The organism is Embleya sp. NPDC050493, from assembly GCF_044458105.1.
GTDB lineage: Bacteria > Actinomycetota > Actinomycetes > Streptomycetales > Streptomycetaceae > Embleya.
This window is the reverse complement of the sequence record NZ_JBITHP010000013.1, coordinates 163,982-180,407: the sequence shown is the minus strand read 5'-3', so window position 1 is coordinate 180,407 and position 16,426 is coordinate 163,982. Positions and strand designations below refer to the sequence as shown.

The following is a 16,426-nucleotide window of genomic DNA, read 5'->3' as shown; positions in this document are numbered from 1 at the left end:
GCTCACATGGTCCGGGTCGGCGGCATCCCCGAGCGTCCCGAGGCCGGCGTCTTGATCGCCAGGATCTGGTTGACGCCGATGCGGTTCTGTTCGAAGGCCAGGGCCGAGGCGGCCATGTACAGGCGCCACACGCGCACCCGGCCGGGGGAGGCCAGGCGTTCGGCCTGCTCCGCGGCGGCCTCCAGGTTGGCCACCCACGCGCGCAGCGTGGTCGCGTAGTGCTCGCGCAGCGCGTGCACGTCGCGGATCTCGAAGCCCGCCTCCTCCAGGACCGAGACCGTGCGGCCCACCGGTGCCAGTTCGCCGTCGGGGAAGACGTAGCGGTCGATGAACTCGTCGACCTGGTAAGCGGCTTCGTTCGGAGCCGGGCGTCTGGCGATCTGGTGGTTGAGCAACCGGCCGCCGGGGCGCAGGAGTTCGTAGAGGATGTCGGCGTATTCGCGGAAGCGGATCCGGCCCACGTGTTCGGCCATGCCGATCGAGGAGATCGCGTCGTAGGGGCCGTCGGCGTGTTCGCGGTAGTCCTGGATCCTGATCTCGACCCGGCCGGTCAGGCCCGCCTCGGAGACACGTTTGCGGGCCAGGTCGGCCTGTTCGCGCGAGATGGTGATGCCGACCACCTGGACGCCGTAGTGCTCGGCGGCGTGCAGCGCCATCGAGCCCCACCCGCAGCCCACGTCCAGCAGCCGCATGCCCGGCCCCAGGGCCAGCTTGCGGCAGATCAGGTCGAGCTTGGCGCGCTGGGCGTCCTCCAGCGTCGCGTCGGGGCGGTCCCAGTACGCACACGAGTAGACCATCGAGGGGCCCAGGATCAGCCCGTAGAAGTCGTTGCCGACGTCGTAGTGGTGCCGGATCGCCTCCTGGTCGCGGCGCAGGCTGTGCAGTATGCCCCGGCGGCGGCGGACCTCCTCGACGGGCGCCGGCGGCGGTACCGGCAGTCCGGTCAGGGTCAGTGCCTCGCCCACCGGGCGCAGCATGCCCAGCGCGGCGCGCGCGGACGGGCGCGGGCGTTCGGGGCGGCGGTCGCGGCCTGCGGGGCCCCGGACCGCGCCGGCGCTCTTGGGCACCGCTTCGTCGCGGTGCAGCGCGATGCCCGCCAACCGGTCGAGCGCGTCGTAGAGGTCACCGTCCACGTCGAGGTCGCCGGACACCCAACCGCGCGCGAAGCCCAGCTCGCCCGGCTTCCACATCAGTCGGCGCAGCGCTCGTCGATTGCGGACGACCAGCGCCGGGCCGTCCGGCGGTCCGGCCTCGCTGCCGTCCCAGGCCCGGATGCGGATCGGGGTCGGGCGGCCGAGTACCTGCTGGGTCAGCGCGGCCAGGCGGTCGGCGGTGTGCGGCATGACGGATTCCTCCGCGGTGTGGGTCCCCGGGCTCCCGTGCCGGGTGACACCCTGCCCTTACCCCACCCGGCCCGGATCGCGAACGGAATTGCTCCGTCCGGGGTGGATGACCACCCCGGACGGAGCACGACACGCGAAACCGAGCGGCGTCACAGCACCTTGGACAGGAATGCCTTCGTGCGCTCGTGTTGCGGGTTGCTCAGCACCTCGCGCGGCACTCCGGCCTCGACGACGAGTCCGTCGTCCATGAACACCAGCGAGTCGCCGACCTCGCGGGCGAAGCCCATCTCGTGGGTGACCACGATCATCGTCATGCCGTCCCTGGCGAGGTCGCGCATCACGTCCAGGACCTCGCCGACCAGTTCGGGGTCGAGCGCGGAGGTCGGCTCGTCGAACAACATCAGCTTGGGGTCCATGGCCAGTGCCCGGGCGATGGCCACCCGCTGCTGCTGGCCGCCGGAGAGCTGGGCGGGGTAGGCGTTCGCCTTGTCGGCCAGGCCGACCCGGGCCAGGAGCTGGTGGGCGCGCTCCCGGGCTTCGGGCTTGCTTATGCCCTTGACCTGGGTGGGCGCCTCCATGATGTTGCCCGCCGCGGTCATGTGCGGGAAGAGGTTGAAGCGCTGGAACACCATGCCGATGTCGCGCCGCTTGAGCGCGACCTCGCTGTCCCGGAGTTCGTAGAGCTTGCCGTCCTTCTCCCGGTAGCCGACGAGTTCGCCGTCCACCCACAACCGCCCGGCGTTGACCTTCTCCAGGTGGTTGATGCAGCGCAGGAAGGTGGACTTGCCGGAGCCGGAGGGGCCGACGATGCACATGACCTCGCCGGAGCCGACCTCCAGGTCGATGCCCTTGAGCACTTCCAGCGTGCCGAACGACTTGCAGACGTCCTCGGCCTTGACCATGGGTCGCGCCGGGTCCGCCGCCCCGGGCGTGGGCTTGTCGAAATTGGTCGTCATCGGATCTCGGCTCCCGGACGCCGGGTGGGGAACAGGTTGGCCCTGATCCGCTGGAGCGGGGTGGGCGGCAGCGCCCGGCTGGCCCCGCGCGAGAAGCGGCGTTCCAGGTAGTACTGACCGATGCTGAAGACGGTGGTCAGCAGCAGGTACCAGAAGCAGGCCGCGAAGAGCAGTTCCATCACCGCGAGGTTGTTGGTGTACACGTCCTTCGCCTTCTGCAGCACCTCGGGGTACACCACGACGCTGGCCAGCGAGGACGTCTTGAGCATGTTGATGAACTCGTTGCCGGTGGGCGGCACGATCACTCGCATCGCCTGCGGCAGCACGATGCGCCGCAGGGTGCGGCCCTTGGACATGCCGAGCGCGTGTGCGGCCTCGGTCTGACCCTCGTCCACGGACTGGATGCCCGATCGCACGATCTCGGCCATGTACGCGCCCTCGTTGATGCCGAGGCCGAGCAGCGCCGCGATGGTCGGGGTGATCACGTCGTTGGTGTTGTGGCCCAGCATGGTCGGGAAGATCAACGCGAGGTTGCCCCAGATGAGCAACTGGACCAGGACCGGCGTGCCGCGGAAGAACCAGATGTACAGCGACGAGACGGTCGAGGTGACCGGATTGCCGGAGAGTCGCCCGATCGCGGCGAGCACGCCGAGCACGAGCCCGAGCGCCATCGAGTAGAGGCTGATCTTGAGCGTGTTGACGGCGCCCTTGATGATCTGCTCGTCGAACAGGTAATCGCCGGTCACACTCCAGTGGATCTTCGCGTTCGCGAACGCGTTGATCAGGAGGCCGACCAGGGCCAGGACCACGACGGCCGCGACCCAACGACCGTAGTGCGGCACCGGGATCGCTTTGATGTGTTCCCGACGGGCCGGCTGTTTGTCGGAGGCGGCGGGGGGTGGGGGTGTGGTCACGGGAAGGTGACCTCCTCTTGGAGCACGAGTGCGGGCGCGGGCGCGGGTGGACCGATGGGGGGACGGTCCGCCGGGTCCGGCCCCGCCGCTCGGGGCGACGGGGCCGGACCTCGGATCAGGAAGTGCCGCCGTTGATGGTGACCTCGGAGACGGCGCCGGCCTCGACCTTCCAGTTGGCCAGGATCTTGGCGTACTCGCCGTTCTTGATCAGGGCCTCCAGGGCCGACTTCAGCGCCTGCTGGAGCTGGGTGTTGTCCTTGCCGACGCCGATGCCGTAGAGCCCGGCATCGATCTGATCGCCCGTGACCTCGAAGTCCTTGCCGTCACCGGAGGTCTGCGCGTTGTACGCGGCGACCGGGAAGTCGTTGAGGTCGGCGACGGCGGCGCCGCTCTTGAGCTTGAGCAGGGCCTCGCCGTCGTGCTCGTACTTCTGGATCGTGATCGCGCCCTTGCCCGACTCCTCGCACTTCTTGGACTGGGCGATCGCGACGTCCTCGTTGGTCGTCGCCTGCTGCAACGCGACGATCTTCCCGCACAGGTCGTCGAGGGACTTGATGTTCTGCGGGTTGCCCTTCTGCACCAGGATCGAGGTACCGGCGCGGAAGTAGTCCACGAACGCCAGGCCCTGGCCCTGCCGCTCCTTCTTGTCGGTCATCGCGGACATGACCATGTCGAAGCGCTTGGAGGTGATCCCGGTGATGAGCGAGTCGAACGGGGAGTTCTTGTACTCGTACTTGACGCCGAGCTGCTTGCTGAGGGCGGCGGCCAGCTCGGGGTCGACACCGACGGCCTTGCCGCCCTTCATGAACTCGATCGGCGCGTACGCGATCTCCGAACCGATCTCGAGCTTGCCGGACTTCTGGACGTCCGGCGGGAGCATCTTGAAGAACGGCGCGTTCTCGTCCTTCTTGCCGAGCGCGCTGTCGCCGCCGTCGTCCCCACAGCCGGTCAGGAGCATGGAGCCCGCGATCAAGGTTGCGGCGCAGGCGATCAGGCGGCGGTGGGTAAGGCGTCCGCTCATGTGCGGGTTCCTCCAGGTATGAGGGGACAACAGGGGGGCCGGCACGGTACGAGCTGGCTCGCGGTGCCCGATCTGCGGGCGGTTTGGGTGAATCCGGGATCGAGCTATGGGCATGAATGATTTCCTGGTGCTCTGAACTGGACAATGGGACAGATTGTTAAATACGAAGATCCAATTTGACAGAATGTCAAGCAGTGATCGGTGTATATCACCTCATCGGGCGCTTTTCCAGGGCATACCGAAACCGCTCTGGCAGGCCACGGTCTACGCGCATTGGCGTGATGATCGTCGGACCCCGCGTAATCCGCGTCCGCGTGCGGCGATGCCGGCACCCCGACGCAGCAGCAGGGCCACGTCGATCGCGGCGACGGCGATCGCGGCGGCGAACGGGGCGCCGGGCCGCCGGCCGCCGAGCAGCGCCCCCGCGCCGGCCAGGACACCGGCGCCGACCAGGGCGAGCCGCCCGGACCGGTCCGGGCGGCCGTACGCGAGCAGCGCGGTGGCGCCGAGCAGCGGCAGCGGGGCGAGCGCCCGGATGCCGGCCGGGCCGAGTCGGTGCGGCAGACCGCGCACGCCGCCCGCGTGGTCGACGTCCAGATCCGGCAGCGCGTCGGCCAGGTGCGCGCCGCAGCCCAGCAGCGCGGCGGCGGTGACGATCCACCACGTGGGCGCCGGCCGCCCGGGCAGCCCGAACGCCACGAACGCCGGCAGGCTGCCGAAGCCGACCGCGTAGGGCAGCCACGACCAGGCGGTGCCCTTGACCCCGAGGTCGTAGGTCCACGCGGCGGCCACCCCGACCACGTGCGCGGTGCCCGCAGCCGGCCCCGATGCGTAGGACAGCGGCAGGCACAACACCAGCGCGGAACCGGCGGCGAGCGCCACCCGCTCGGCCCCGACCAGGCCGGCGACCACCGGCTTGCCGGTCCGCCCGGCGGCGCGGTCGCGGGCGGCGTCCACCGCGTCGTTGCACCACCCGACCGACAACTGCCCGCTGAGCACCGCCGCGCCGACCAGCGCACAGCCCCCGGCGTCCCGGCCGGCCGCGGCGGCCAGGGCGGTCACCAGGGCCGTGACGGCGACGGTCGGGCCCGGGTGGCAGGCGAGCACGAGGCCGACGGCAGGCGCCCGTTCGCGGGGGCGCGCGGGGGCGGTCACGGGCGGGCGGCTCGGCGCTGCGGCTTCGCTCACGGGGGTGACCTTTCCGGGGGTCGGCGCGGGACGGGCGCATGCGGGGCGTGTGCGCGGGCAAACGACGTGGGTTCGGTGTTCCCGCTGGGCACTGTTCCAGCGTTCCCGCACCCGTTCGGCGCAACCGCCCCAGCAGCCACACCCGTTCGCCGTCCAGCATTCCCGTCGCCTCACCCAGCCGGGGGTTCGCCGTGACCCGCATCGCCGCCGTCCGTGGTGCTCTGCCGCCGCACCGATATCCACAAGCCGAGATCACCGAGGCGTTCGCGGGGCTGTGTCTGCCAATCGGCGCCGATCGCCGCGTCCTGGACCGGCTGCACGCGAGCGCCCGGGTGGACACCCGCCATCTGGCGCTGCCCCTGGACCACTACGCCAAGCTGGACGACTTCGGCGCGGCCAACGACGCCTACCTGGACGTCGCCGTCGACCTCGCGGCCGAGGCGATCGAGTCCGCCCTCGGCGCCGCCGGGCTGAGCGCGCTCGACGTGGACCTGATCATGTTCACCACGGTGACCGGCCTCGCGGTGCCCTCGATCGACGCCCGCCTGGTCGGCCGGCTCGGCCTGCGCCCCGACGTCAAACGGCTGCCGGTGTTCGGCCTGGGCTGCGTCGCGGGCGCCGCCGGGATCGCCCGGGTGCACGACTACCTGCGCGGATGGCCCGAGCACGTCGCGCTGCTGGTCTCGGTCGAACTGTGCTCGCTCACCCTCCAACGCGCCGACGCCTCGATCGCCAACCTGGTCGCGGGCGCCCTGTTCGGCGACGGCGCGGCGGCGGTGGTCGCCTGCGGGGACGCACGCACCGGGCCGGGGCGCGGCCCCAGAGTGGTGGCCGGCCGCAGTCGCATGTATCCGGACTCGGCCCGGGTGATGGGCTGGGACGTGGGCGGCTCCGGGTTCCGGATCGTGCTGGGCCCGAACGTCCCCGACGTGGTCCGCGAGTACCTGGCCGGCGACGTGCGATCCTTCCTCGCCGAACACGACCTGAGCCCGGCCGACATCACCGCGTGGGTGTGCCACCCGGGCGGCCCCAAGGTGCTCGAAGCCGTCGCCGAGACGCTCCAACTCCCGGCCGGCGCCCTCGATCTGACGTGGCGTTCGCTGGCCGCGACGGGAAACCTGTCGTCCACCTCGGTGCTGCACGTGCTGCGCGACACGATCGCCGCCCGACCCGAACCCGGTACACCGGGCCTGATGATCGCGATGGGCCCCGGGTTCTGCTCCGAACTCGTCCTCGTGGAGTGGTAGGCGCGATGTACTGGTACTTCGTCCTGGTGGGCCTGGTCGCCCTCGAACGCCTCGCCGAGTTGGTGGTGGCCCGCCGCAACCTGGCCTGGAGCCTGGCCCGGGGCGGCGTGGTCAGCGGCCGGCGGCACTATCCGCCGATGGTCGTGCTGCACGTCGGCCTGTTGGCCGCGTGCGTGCTCGAAGTGTGGGCGGGCGAGCGGCCGTTCGTGCCCTGGTTCGGCTGGACCATGGTCGTCCTCGTGGTTGCCGCGCAGGCGCTGCGCTGGTGGTGCATCATCGCGCTCGGTCCGCGCTGGAACACTCAGGTGGTGGTCGTGCCGGGGCTGCCACTGGTGCGCAGCGGGCCGTACCGGCTGACCTGGCTGCGGCACCCGAACTACGTCGCGGTCGCGGTCGAGGGCCTGGCGCTGCCCCTCGTACACGGCGCGTGGGTCACCGCGCTCACCTTCACCGTGCTCAACGCCGCGCTGATGGTGGTCCGGATCCGCTGCGAGTCGGCCGCGCTGTCGGCGGCGACCGCGTGATCGACCTGCTCGTCGCGGGCGGCGGGCCGGCCGGCCTGGCGACCGCGATCCACGGTGCGCTCGCGGGGCTGCGCGTGGTGGTGGTGGAGCCGCGGCCGGCGCCGGTGGACAAGGCCTGCGGCGAGGGACTGATGCCCACGGGCGTGACCGCGCTCGCCCGACTGGGCATCACGCCCGCCGGACGGCCGTTGGCCGGAATCCGGTACCTGGACGCCCGACACGCGGTCGAGGCCCGGTTCCGGGCCGGGCCGGGGCTGGGCGTCCGGCGCACCACGCTGCACACCGCGCTGTACGAACGGGCGCGCGTACTCGGGGTCGAGCACCGGGTCGGCCGGGTCGGCGCCGTGCACCAGGACGCACACGGGGTGACCGCCGCCGGACTGACCGCACACTGGCTGGTCGCGGCGGACGGCCTGCACTCGCCGATCCGGGCCGCCCTGGGGCCGCCGCCGCCGGATCGGCGCGCTCGGCGATACGGACTGCGCCGGCACTTCGCGGTCGAGCCGTGGACCGACTTCGTCGAGGTGCACTGGTCGCCGCACGGCGAGGCGTACGTGACGCCGGTCGGGCCGGACCTGGTCGGCGTCGCGGTCCTGGGCCCGCGCGGGCGGCCCTACGACGAGCACCTGGCCGCGTTCCCCGCACTGCGGGCCCGGCTGGCGGGCGCGGCGGCCGGCGACGTGCGCGGCGCGGGGCCGCTGCGCCGTCGAGTTCGTACCCGGGTCGAGGGTCGCGTCCTGCTGGTCGGCGACGCGGCCGGCTACACCGACGCGCTCACCGGCGAGGGCATCGCGCTGGCCCTGGCCTCGGCCCGGGCCCTGGTCGCCGCCCTCGTCGCGGGTTGCCCCGAGCGCTACGAAGCCGACTGGCGCCGGCTGTCCCGCCGGCACCGGGTCCTCACCGAAACCCTCCTCACCGCCCGCGCCCGCCCGCACACGGCCCGCCTGATCGTCCCCGCGGCCCACCGCCTGCCGACGGTGTTCGGCACGATCGTCAACGCGCTGGCTTAGGCCGTGTCGGGCCCGGGTCGGCCGAGCCCACCGCGGGCCGGGCAGGCCGGGCCTGCTTCTGCGCCGCCGCCCGCAGCGAGCGGCACAGCGCCTCGACCGCCGCCGGGTACGAGTGGTCCGGGGGAGTCGCGTATCCGACCACCAGGCCGTCCGGGGCCGGGCCCGTCGCGTCCGGGTGGCGGAAGTCGGCGAGGCCGTCCAGGGTCAGGCCCTGGCGGGCGGCGGCCTCGACCGTGGCGGGTTCGCTGCCGCCCGGCAGCCGCAGCACGGCGTGCAGGCCGGCGGCGATGCCGGTCGCGACGACGTGCGGGGCGTGTTCGGCCAACGCGGCGAGCAGGTGGTCGCGCCGGTCGCGGTAGCGCCGGCGCATCCGGCGGATGTGCCGGTCGTAGTGGCCGCCCTCGATGAAGTCGGCGAGGGTGAGCTGATCGGTGACGCCGGCCCATGCCTCGCGCACGCCCTTCACCGCCAGGACGTCGTCCACCAGGTGTTCGGGGAGCACCATCCAGCCGAGCCGGATCGCCGGGGACAGGCTCTTGCTGACCGAGCCCACGTACACCACCCGGTCCGGATCCATGCCCTGGACCGCGCCGACCGGACGCCGGTCGTAGCGGAACTCGCCGTCGTAGTCGTCCTCCAGCACCAACCCGCCCCGCGCTCGCGCCCAGTCCAGCACCGCGAGCCGCCGCTCGGGCGACAGCGGCCCGCCGGTGGGGAACTGGTGAGCCGGCGTCAGCACCGCCACGCGGGCGCTCGGCAGGGCGGCCAACGCGTCGGTGTCGGCGCCGTGTTCGTCGATGCCCAGGGGCAGCGTCCGGATCGACGCGGCGGCCAGGATCGAACGATGGAAGGCCAGCCCGTACGACTCCACGGCGGCCGGCCCGCGCAACACGCCGGCGAACAGCAGCCGCAACGCGTGCGCGAAGCCCGAGCAGATCACGATCCGGTCCGGGTGGGTGCGCACCCCGCGCACCCGCGCGAGGTAGTCGGTCAACGCGAGCCGCAACTCCGGACGCCCCTGCGGATCGCCCGGCCCGAACGCCTCGTTCGGCGCGGCGTTCAGCGCCCGCCGGGCGGACGCGGCCCACGCGGTACGCGGGAAGGACGCCGCGTCCGGCTGCCCCTGGCGCAGATTGTGCGTTGCCCCGGCGGGCCGTGCCGGCAGCCCGGTTCGGACCCGGCGGCGCGGCGCGGCGAGCGGTTCGGCCCGTCGCGCGACTCGGGTCCCGGAGCCCTGACGCGCCGTCAGCCAGCCCTCCGCGACCAGCTCGGCATACGCGTCGGCGACCGTGTTCCGGGCGATGCCCAGATCGACCGCGAGCGACCGGTACGGCGGCAGCGGCGTGTCCGGAGCCAGCCGACCGGTCCGGATCGCCTCGCGGATGGCGCGGATCAGCACGGCCCGCCGACTACCCGTACCGGACAGCTCCAGATGCAGGTCACGGCCGATCCAGCGGGCCGAATTGACCTCGATTTCCGACATGGAAATGAACCCTATACCCGGTCGTTTGCCCGCCTAGATTAGTTGTCATGAGCAGCGCGCACCACATCTCGAACCGAATCGCGATCGGCGTCGCCGAGCGCGTCGGCACGGACGAGCGGGGACACCGATGAGCATCACCACCACCCGAGGCGGGACCGCCGGCGGCACCGGCACCGGTACCGACGCGAAGACCACCGGCACCGGCGCCCGTCGGTCCGCGCTGGTCCTGGCCCTGCTCGCCTTCGCCCAGTTGATCATCTCCGTCGACTACAACATCGTCTACGTCGCACTGCCCGAGATCGGCGACGGCCTCGGCTTCACCGCGCAGAGCCTGCAATGGGTGGTCAGTGCCTACGCCGTCGCGTTCGGCGGCCTGCTGCTGCTCGGCGGCCGGGCCTGCGACCTGTACGGACCACGCCGGATGTTCGTCCTGGGCCTGGCGCTGTACGCGGGTTCCTCGCTGGCCGGCGGGCTCGCCGGCAGTCCCGGGCTGCTGATCGCGGCCCGCGCCGTGCAGGGTGTGGGCGGGGCCTTCCTGTTCCCCGCGACGCTGACCCTGGTCGGCACCCTGTTCGCCGAGGGCAGGGAGCGCAACCGGGCGTTCGCGGTGTGGGGCGCGGCGGGCGGCAGCGGGATGATCGTGGGCTCGCTGCTCGGCGGGGTACTGACCCAATTCCTGGGCTGGCAGGCGGTCTTCTACGTCAACGTCCCGCTCGCCGGCGCCGCGGCGCTGACCGCACTGCGGCTGATCCCCGCGGACGGCGCCCGGCGCGCGGACCGCCGCTTCGACCTGGCCGGCGCGCTCACCTCGACCGTGGGCACCATCGCGATCGTGTTCGCGTTCGTCCAGGCCCCCGAGTCGGGCTGGACCTCCGCGCCGATCCTGGCGAGCGTCGCCTTCGGGGTGGTCCTGATCGGCGCCTTCCTGTCCATCGAGCGCCGCAGCCCGGACCCGCTGATGCCGCTGCGCCTGCTGCGCGGTCGCAACCTGAACACCGGCATGGCGGTCACCTTCCTCTACATGGCGACGATCGGCACACTCGCCTACTTCCTCACCGTGTACTTCCAGGAGGTCAAGGGCTACACCGCGCTGGAGACCGGCCTGGCCTACCTGGTCCCGATGCTCGCGATCACCGCGGGCTCGCTGCTCGGCGGCCGGGCGGCGACCCGCTTCGGAACGCGCGCCGCGATGATCGCGAGCCTGCTCGTCGGCGCGGCGGGCACCGTCGTGGTCGGCCTGTCGATGTCCGCCGCCGCCTCGTACCCGTCCATGGTCCCCGGCTTCGTCATCCTGGGTCTGGGCCAGGGCGCCGGCTACACGCTGATGTTCGGCGCGGCCGCGGTCGGCGTGGCCGGGCACGAGCAGGGCATCGCGTCCGGCATGGCCTCCACCGCCCAACAGATCGGCGGCGCGGTGGGCCTGGCGATCCTGGTCGCGGTGGCCAACGCCCACGCGTCCACGCCGGCCGGGCTGCGTACGGCGGTGCTGATCGCCGGCGCGGGTGTCGGCGCGACCGCACTGGTGGCGCTGCGCTTCGCCCGCGGCACCTCGGCCGCGGAGCCGGTCGCGGCCGGCACCCCGACCACCGAAGCGGCGGCGATGATCCCGGCCACCCGGTGACCGCAGGCGGCTCGCCCGCCCCACCCCGACCCCACGGCCCGCAGGCGGTTCGCACGCGCGAACCGCCTGCGGGCCGTATCGCGTCGTCCGCAGACCGCCGGGGCCTGCCGACGCGGGATCGAAGACAGGCGCCGGACCCGCTACGGCTTGCGGGCCACCGCCCCCAGGACCAGGCGCTGGGTGACCGACAGGCTCGCCTCGTCCACCGGCTCCTCCGGGCGCCACAGGTCGATGTAGACCAGGCCCGGCTCGGCCGGCTCCAGACCGTCCAGGTAGGCCGCGATCTCCGCGCGCTCGCGGAAGCGCCCGCTCTTGTGCGAGCCCTGCATCACCTGCTCCATCCGCTCCGACTCCGGGCCGCTGCGCAGGAAGTGGGTCAGGAACAGCCAACTCCCGGACGGCAACGCGTCGAGGTAGGTGCGCAACAACCCGGCCGGATCCTCGTCGTCGTTGATGTGGTGGATCACCCCGAGCAACATCAGCGCGACCGGCCGATCGAAGTCGATCAGGCGCAGCACGTCCGGGTTCTTCAGGATCGACTCGGGCTCGCGCAGGTCGGCGGTGATCACCGTGGTCCGCTCGTTCTCGGCGAGCAGCGCACGACCGTGCGCGAGCACGATCGGGTCGTTGTCCACGTAGACCACGGTGGCCTCCGGCGCCACCGCCTGGGCGACCTGGTGGGTGTTCTGCGCGGTCGGCAACCCGGACCCGATGTCGACGAACTGCCGGATGCCCTGCTCGACCAGGAAACGCACGCCGCGGTGCAGGATCCGGCGATGCGCGCCGGCGTCGTGTTCGAGGTCGGGCGCCACCTCGATCAACTTCCGGGCCACGGCACGATCGGCGGCGTAGTTGTCCTTGCCGCCGATCAGGTAGTCGTAGATGCGCGCGACGCTCGGCACGTTGACGTCGATGCCGGCGGGCGGTCGCTCGCCGGCGGGCTCGGTCGACCACACTCGGTCTCCAGCGTTCTCGGACATGATCTCAACACCTCGGGGCCGCCGATCGGGGGTGGGTGCGGCACACCGCCGATGGTAAACCGCAGGTAACGCCCCCCGTGATCAATTGCCGTGCCGTCGAAGGCAGTTCGCGATCATGCGAACGGACAAGTCGGGTGATGTACGGCCCTGCCGGTTATCTGCACCGGCCTGAATCGCCGGCCGCGGCCCGGCAGACCCGGCGCAGGCGGACCGGCCCTCCCGCGTCCCCGGCCGTCGCTAAATCCGGCGACACCGCCGACCAGGCCACCTACGCTGACGATCTCCTCGGGTGGCCGTCTACCACCCGCCGTACCCGGCGCGACCAACGCGCCCGCAACCAAGGGAGTTGCCGCCATGCCGCGCACCCTCGTCCGCGACCTGTCCGAGCATCTGGGCGAGCGGGTCACCGTGCACGGCTGGATCGATACGCTCCGGTTGCAGCGCCGCATGCAGTTCGTCGTGCTCCGCGACCACACCGGCCGGGTCCAGGCCGCGCACGCCCGCGCCGGCGCCGACGACCCGATCGAGGCCGCGTTCGAGCGGATCACCGTCGAATCGGCGGTACGGATCACCGGCAGGGTGGTGGCCAACGAGACGGTCCGCCTGGGTGGCCTGGAACTGCTGCCGGAACGGGTCGAGATCCTCTCGGCCGCCGAACCCGGCCTGCCGATCGACGCACACACCGGCCCCGACCGCCGCCTCGACTGGCGCTTCCTGGACCTGCGCCGCCCCGACCGGCGACTGGTCCTGGACGTACAGACCACCGCCGAGCAGGCGATGCGCCGGGTCACCGCGGCCGAGGGCTTCACCGAGCTGCACACGCCCAAGCTGATGGGCACGGCGTCCGAATCCGGTGCCGAGGTGTTCACCGTCGACTACTTCGGCCGCCCCGCCTACCTGGCCCAATCGCCGCAGTTCTACAAGCAGATGGCCATCGCGGCGGGCATCGACAGGGTCTTCGAGATCGGCCCGGTCTTTCGTGCCGAACCGTCGTACACCTCCCGACACGCCACCGAGTTCACCGGCGTCGACGCCGAACTCGCCTGGATCGACGGCGTCGAGGACGTGATGGCCTTCGAGGAGCGACTGCTGCGGGCGGTACTGGCCGACGTCCGAGCCGAACACGGCGCGACGATCGAGGAGCTGCTCGGCGTCGAGGTCACCGTCCCGGAGCGGCCGTTCCCACGGATCACCATGGCCGATGCGCTCGCCCGACTGCGTGCCCGGGGCTGGGACCCGGCGGGCACCAGGGTCGACCTGGACCCCGAGGGCGAACGGGCGCTGTCCGCCCTGATCGCGGCGGAGACCGGACACGAGTTCGTCTTCGTGACCCGCTTCCCGGCCGGGATCCGGCCGTTCTACCATCTGCGCCCGGACGACGACCCCACCGTCACGGAGAGCTTCGACCTGCTCTGGAAGGGCGTCGAGATCACCACGGGCGCGCAACGCGAGCACCGCCACGACCGGCTGCTCGCACAACTGCGGGAAAAGGGCATGGACGCGGCACCGCTCGCGTCCTACCTGGACTGCTTCCGCTACGGCATGCCGCCGCACGGGGGCCTGGGCCTGGGGCTGAGCCGACTGCTGATGCTGCTCCTGGACCTGCCCTCGATCCGGGACGCGACGTTCCTGTTCCGCGGCCCGCACCGTCTGGCACCTTGACCGGCGGCACGGCCGGGGTGTGGCGCCGGGTACGGACGGAGGCCGCCGAGGGGCGGTCCGTCCGTACCCGGGGTCCTGCCTAGTCCAGGTAGTCGCGCAGCACCTGGGAGCGGGACGGGTGGCGCAGCTTCGACATGGTCTTCGACTCGATCTGGCGGATCCGCTCGCGGGTGACCCCGTAGACCTTGCCGATCTCGTCGAGCGTCTTGGGCTGACCGTCGGTGAGCCCGAAACGCATCGAGATCACGCCGGCCTCGCGCTCGGCCAGGGTGTCCAGGACCGAGTGCAGCTGCTCCTGGAGCAGGGTGAAGCTGACCGCGTCGGCCGGGCGGATCGCCTCGGTGTCCTCGATCAGGTCACCGAACTCGCTGTCGCCCTCCTCGCCGAGGGGGGTGTGCAGGGAGATCGGCTCGCGGCCGTACTTCTGCACCTCGACGACCTTCTCCGGGGTCATGTCGAGCTCCTTGGCCAGCTCCTCCGGGGTGGGCTCGCGGCCCAGGTCCTGGAGCATCTGGCGCTGCACGCGGGCCAGCTTGTTGATCACCTCGACCATGTGGACCGGGATGCGGATGGTCCGCGCCTGGTCGGCCATGGCCCGGGTGATCGCCTGACGAATCCACCAGGTCGCATAGGTGGAGAACTTGAAGCCCTTCGTGTAGTCGAACTTCTCGACCGCACGAATGAGACCGACGTTGCCCTCCTGGATCAGGTCCAGGAAGAGCATGCCGCGGCCGGTGTAGCGCTTCGCCAACGAGACCACCAGGCGGAGGTTGGCCTCCAGGAGGTGGTTCTTGGCGCGCTTGCCGTCCTCGGCGACGAGCTCCAGCTCGTGCCGGAACTGCGGCGTGAGGCCGGGCTCGGAGTCCAGCTTCTCCAACGCGAACAGGCCGGCCTCGATGCGCTTGGCGATCGACACCTCCTGCTCGGCGTTGAGCAGCGAGACCTTGCCGATCAGCCGCAGGTAGTCCTTGACCGGGTCCGCGGTGGCACCCGGTGTGGTCACCTGCTGCTGCGGGGCGTCGTCCTCGTCCGTGGTGAGGACGAAGCCGCTGGGTCCGACCTCGGGGGCCGCGGCCTCGGCGGGCTCGTCGAACAGGTCTTCCTCGACCAGTGCCTCGTCGCCGTCCTTGGGGGCGGGCGACTCGACGGCGGTCGTCTCGGTGGCGGTGGTGGTCTTCTTGGCCGCCGTCTTCTTCTTGGCTGCAGCCTTCTTCGGCTTCGGAGCAGATTCCACGACGGACTCTCCCGATTCCGTTGCCGCGGGCGTGACTTGCGCGGGCAAGGTCTCTGTGTTCTTGACACGGGTTGAGCGCGTGGATAGCGTCTTCTTGACAGATCGCCGAGTTGTGGCTACGTCTCTCCGTTGGGTCTCTTTGACCGGGTTGACGGTCAACGTCACACCGGCCTCATCGAGGACCTCGTTGAGGCTACGGAGGATGCTCTTCCACTGCGTCGCAGGGATGGCATCGGTTTCGAAGGCTCGGCGTATGTCCTCGCCGGTAATCGATCCTTCGGCACGGCCACGCTCGATGAGCGCCACCAGAGATTCCGATTCGGCGATTCTGTTGGGAAGCGTGCTGGACGAGCTCGGGGTCACAAATAACCTCTCGGTTCACGCGGGCATGCTGCGGCGCCGCAACTACACCGAATCGATGACGGATCCGCGGGACCGGACCCGTCGGCGCTGCCGGCGCCACTCAAGGCATCGCTCCGATCGGCAAAAGTGTTACGCCCCCGCGAGCGTGACCTGGGTCACGTCGGCCCGCAGCGGCTTCGAGCGGTGGGTTCCCCAGTGTGCGGGACGGCCCGGTGATCTGCACGGTCGCGCCGGTGGCCCCTGGGTTCCGGGGTCGGCGCCGCCGTCGTGGCCGCGGATCGACGGTATCCGAGCGCCGGTGGCAGTGGGTCGGATTTTTCCTGAGGGTGCGGGTGGGGTCGGGCACCGGCGTCGGTCCTACGGTCCTGAACCTGTCTTGAGAATGCCCGCCCTCCGCCGCGTTACGCACGGGACGGGCCGGCGCGCCGTGCCGCATGTGACTCGGCCGCTCGCTCGGCGGCCCGCTCGCCGCCGGCTCGGGCGGACCGGCCACGGGTGCGGCGGGGGGTCGGCCGGAAAGCGGCGGGCGGATTCTTCGGGCCCGGTGCACCGGTAATGGACGGGCCGGCGGGGTGGTCGGTAAATCCCGGGGCCGGGTTTTGCGATTTTGTCGGCCGTCCGAGTGAAGACGGTCTGCGATGTTCGCCGGCGCCGGATGGAATATCGCGCGCGGGGCGAATCGGGAAAGATCATTCCCCGGGTATTCGCCAATCGACACGGCGCCCGGTGATCGATCGCAATGGATCGATTCGACAAAATCGATCGGGATTCGGCCGCGCGGGATTGATCGGGTGCGGGAGATGTCACGCGTCGATGTTCGTGCGGCCGCACCGGCGGCGGATATGCGCGCCGTGAATCGTTGTCGAATTCGATCATCGCC

13 protein-coding genes are annotated in these 16,426 nt (G+C 71.5%); 5 read left to right on the top strand and 8 right to left on the bottom strand.

The window, feature by feature from the left end:
* Window positions 1-2: 2 nt before the first annotated feature.
* The 5 genes from ACIBM5_RS24875 to ACIBM5_RS24855 all read right to left on the bottom strand — a co-directional run bounded on the left by ACIBM5_RS24875 (window position 3) and on the right by ACIBM5_RS24855 (window position 5,422).
* Window positions 3-1,343 (bottom strand): class I SAM-dependent methyltransferase, encoded by a 1,341-nt coding sequence (locus tag ACIBM5_RS24875; RefSeq protein WP_396008833.1) that lies wholly within the window; start codon window positions 1,341-1,343, stop codon window positions 3-5.
* A gap of 149 nt (window positions 1,344-1,492) precedes the next feature.
* Window positions 1,493-2,299, bottom strand: a complete 807-nt coding sequence (locus tag ACIBM5_RS24870) for an amino acid ABC transporter ATP-binding protein (RefSeq protein WP_396008832.1) — start codon at window positions 2,297-2,299, stop codon at window positions 1,493-1,495.
* Window positions 2,296-3,213, bottom strand: coding sequence for an amino acid ABC transporter permease (locus ACIBM5_RS24865; RefSeq protein ID WP_396008831.1), 918 nt, complete (start codon window positions 3,211-3,213; stop codon window positions 2,296-2,298). Before ACIBM5_RS24865 ends, ACIBM5_RS24870 begins: the two co-directional genes overlap by 4 nt.
* A 115-nt stretch (window positions 3,214-3,328) precedes the next feature.
* Window positions 3,329-4,234: an ABC transporter substrate-binding protein gene (locus ACIBM5_RS24860; protein ID WP_391587726.1), complete on the bottom strand. Its 906-nt coding sequence runs from the start codon at window positions 4,232-4,234 to the stop codon at window positions 3,329-3,331.
* Between the two features lie 264 nt (window positions 4,235-4,498).
* Window positions 4,499-5,422, bottom strand: coding sequence for a UbiA family prenyltransferase (locus tag ACIBM5_RS24855; protein ID WP_396008830.1), 924 nt, complete (start codon window positions 5,420-5,422; stop codon window positions 4,499-4,501).
* Window positions 5,423-5,613: 191 nt separating this feature from the next.
* Here ACIBM5_RS24855 and ACIBM5_RS24850 point away from each other — a divergent pair, with 191 nt between their 5' ends.
* Genes ACIBM5_RS24850 through ACIBM5_RS24840 form a run of 3 tightly spaced genes read left to right on the top strand, consistent with a single transcriptional unit; the run spans window position 5,614 to window position 8,203 of the window.
* Window positions 5,614-6,669: a type III polyketide synthase gene (locus ACIBM5_RS24850; protein WP_396008829.1), complete on the top strand. Its 1,056-nt coding sequence runs from the start codon at window positions 5,614-5,616 to the stop codon at window positions 6,667-6,669.
* Window positions 6,670-6,674: 5 nt separating this feature from the next.
* Window positions 6,675-7,193, top strand: a complete 519-nt coding sequence (locus ACIBM5_RS24845) for an isoprenylcysteine carboxyl methyltransferase family protein (RefSeq protein ID WP_396008828.1) — start codon at window positions 6,675-6,677, stop codon at window positions 7,191-7,193.
* Entirely contained in the window at window positions 7,190-8,203 is a 1,014-nt protein-coding gene (locus tag ACIBM5_RS24840; RefSeq protein ID WP_396008827.1) for an NAD(P)/FAD-dependent oxidoreductase, read from the top strand. The genes ACIBM5_RS24845 and ACIBM5_RS24840 overlap by 4 nt, the downstream gene beginning before the upstream one ends.
* Here ACIBM5_RS24840 and ACIBM5_RS24835 read toward each other — a convergent pair.
* Window positions 8,187-9,686, bottom strand: a complete 1,500-nt coding sequence (locus ACIBM5_RS24835; RefSeq protein WP_396008826.1) for a PLP-dependent aminotransferase family protein — start codon at window positions 9,684-9,686, stop codon at window positions 8,187-8,189. The genes ACIBM5_RS24840 and ACIBM5_RS24835 overlap by 17 nt on opposite strands.
* Window positions 9,687-9,813: 127 nt before the next feature.
* Between ACIBM5_RS24835 and ACIBM5_RS24830 the strand changes: the two genes are divergently transcribed.
* On the top strand, window positions 9,814-11,307 hold the full coding sequence (locus tag ACIBM5_RS24830; RefSeq protein WP_396008825.1) for an MFS transporter: 1,494 nt from the start codon (window positions 9,814-9,816) through the stop codon (window positions 11,305-11,307).
* 140 nt (window positions 11,308-11,447) lie between these two features.
* On the opposite strand, the gene ACIBM5_RS24825 is transcribed toward ACIBM5_RS24830, so the two are convergent.
* On the bottom strand, window positions 11,448-12,287 hold the full coding sequence (locus ACIBM5_RS24825) for an SAM-dependent methyltransferase (protein WP_396008824.1): 840 nt from the start codon (window positions 12,285-12,287) through the stop codon (window positions 11,448-11,450).
* A gap of 354 nt (window positions 12,288-12,641) precedes the next feature.
* Between ACIBM5_RS24825 and aspS the strand changes: the two genes are divergently transcribed.
* Window positions 12,642-13,949: an aspartate--tRNA(Asn) ligase gene (gene aspS, locus ACIBM5_RS24820; protein ID WP_396008823.1), complete on the top strand. Its 1,308-nt coding sequence runs from the start codon at window positions 12,642-12,644 to the stop codon at window positions 13,947-13,949.
* 79 nt (window positions 13,950-14,028) lie between these two features.
* Here aspS and ACIBM5_RS24815 read toward each other — a convergent pair whose 3' ends face one another.
* Complete coding sequence (locus ACIBM5_RS24815) at window positions 14,029-15,546, bottom strand: RNA polymerase sigma factor (protein WP_355548087.1); 1,518 nt, start codon at window positions 15,544-15,546, stop codon at window positions 14,029-14,031.
* Window positions 15,547-16,426: the final 880 nt, after the last annotated feature.

Bases quoted from the DNA above. Each gene is read 5' to 3' on its own strand.
- ACIBM5_RS24835 (WP_396008826.1), bottom strand. From the start codon at position 9,686: ATGTCGGAAATCGAGGTCAATTCGGCCCGCTGGATCGGCCGTGACCTG.
- ACIBM5_RS24830 (WP_396008825.1), top strand. From the start codon at position 9,814: ATGAGCATCACCACCACCCGAGGCGGGACCGCCGGCGGCACCGGCACC.
- ACIBM5_RS24870 (WP_396008832.1), bottom strand. From the start codon at position 2,299: ATGACGACCAATTTCGACAAGCCCACGCCCGGGGCGGCGGACCCGGCG.
- ACIBM5_RS24825 (WP_396008824.1), bottom strand. From the start codon at position 12,287: ATGTCCGAGAACGCTGGAGACCGAGTGTGGTCGACCGAGCCCGCCGGC.
- ACIBM5_RS24860 (WP_391587726.1), bottom strand. From the start codon at position 4,234: ATGAGCGGACGCCTTACCCACCGCCGCCTGATCGCCTGCGCCGCAACC.
- ACIBM5_RS24845 (WP_396008828.1), top strand. From the start codon at position 6,675: ATGTACTGGTACTTCGTCCTGGTGGGCCTGGTCGCCCTCGAACGCCTC.
- ACIBM5_RS24875 (WP_396008833.1), bottom strand. From the start codon at position 1,343: ATGCCGCACACCGCCGACCGCCTGGCCGCGCTGACCCAGCAGGTACTC.
- aspS (WP_396008823.1), top strand. From the start codon at position 12,642: ATGCCGCGCACCCTCGTCCGCGACCTGTCCGAGCATCTGGGCGAGCGG.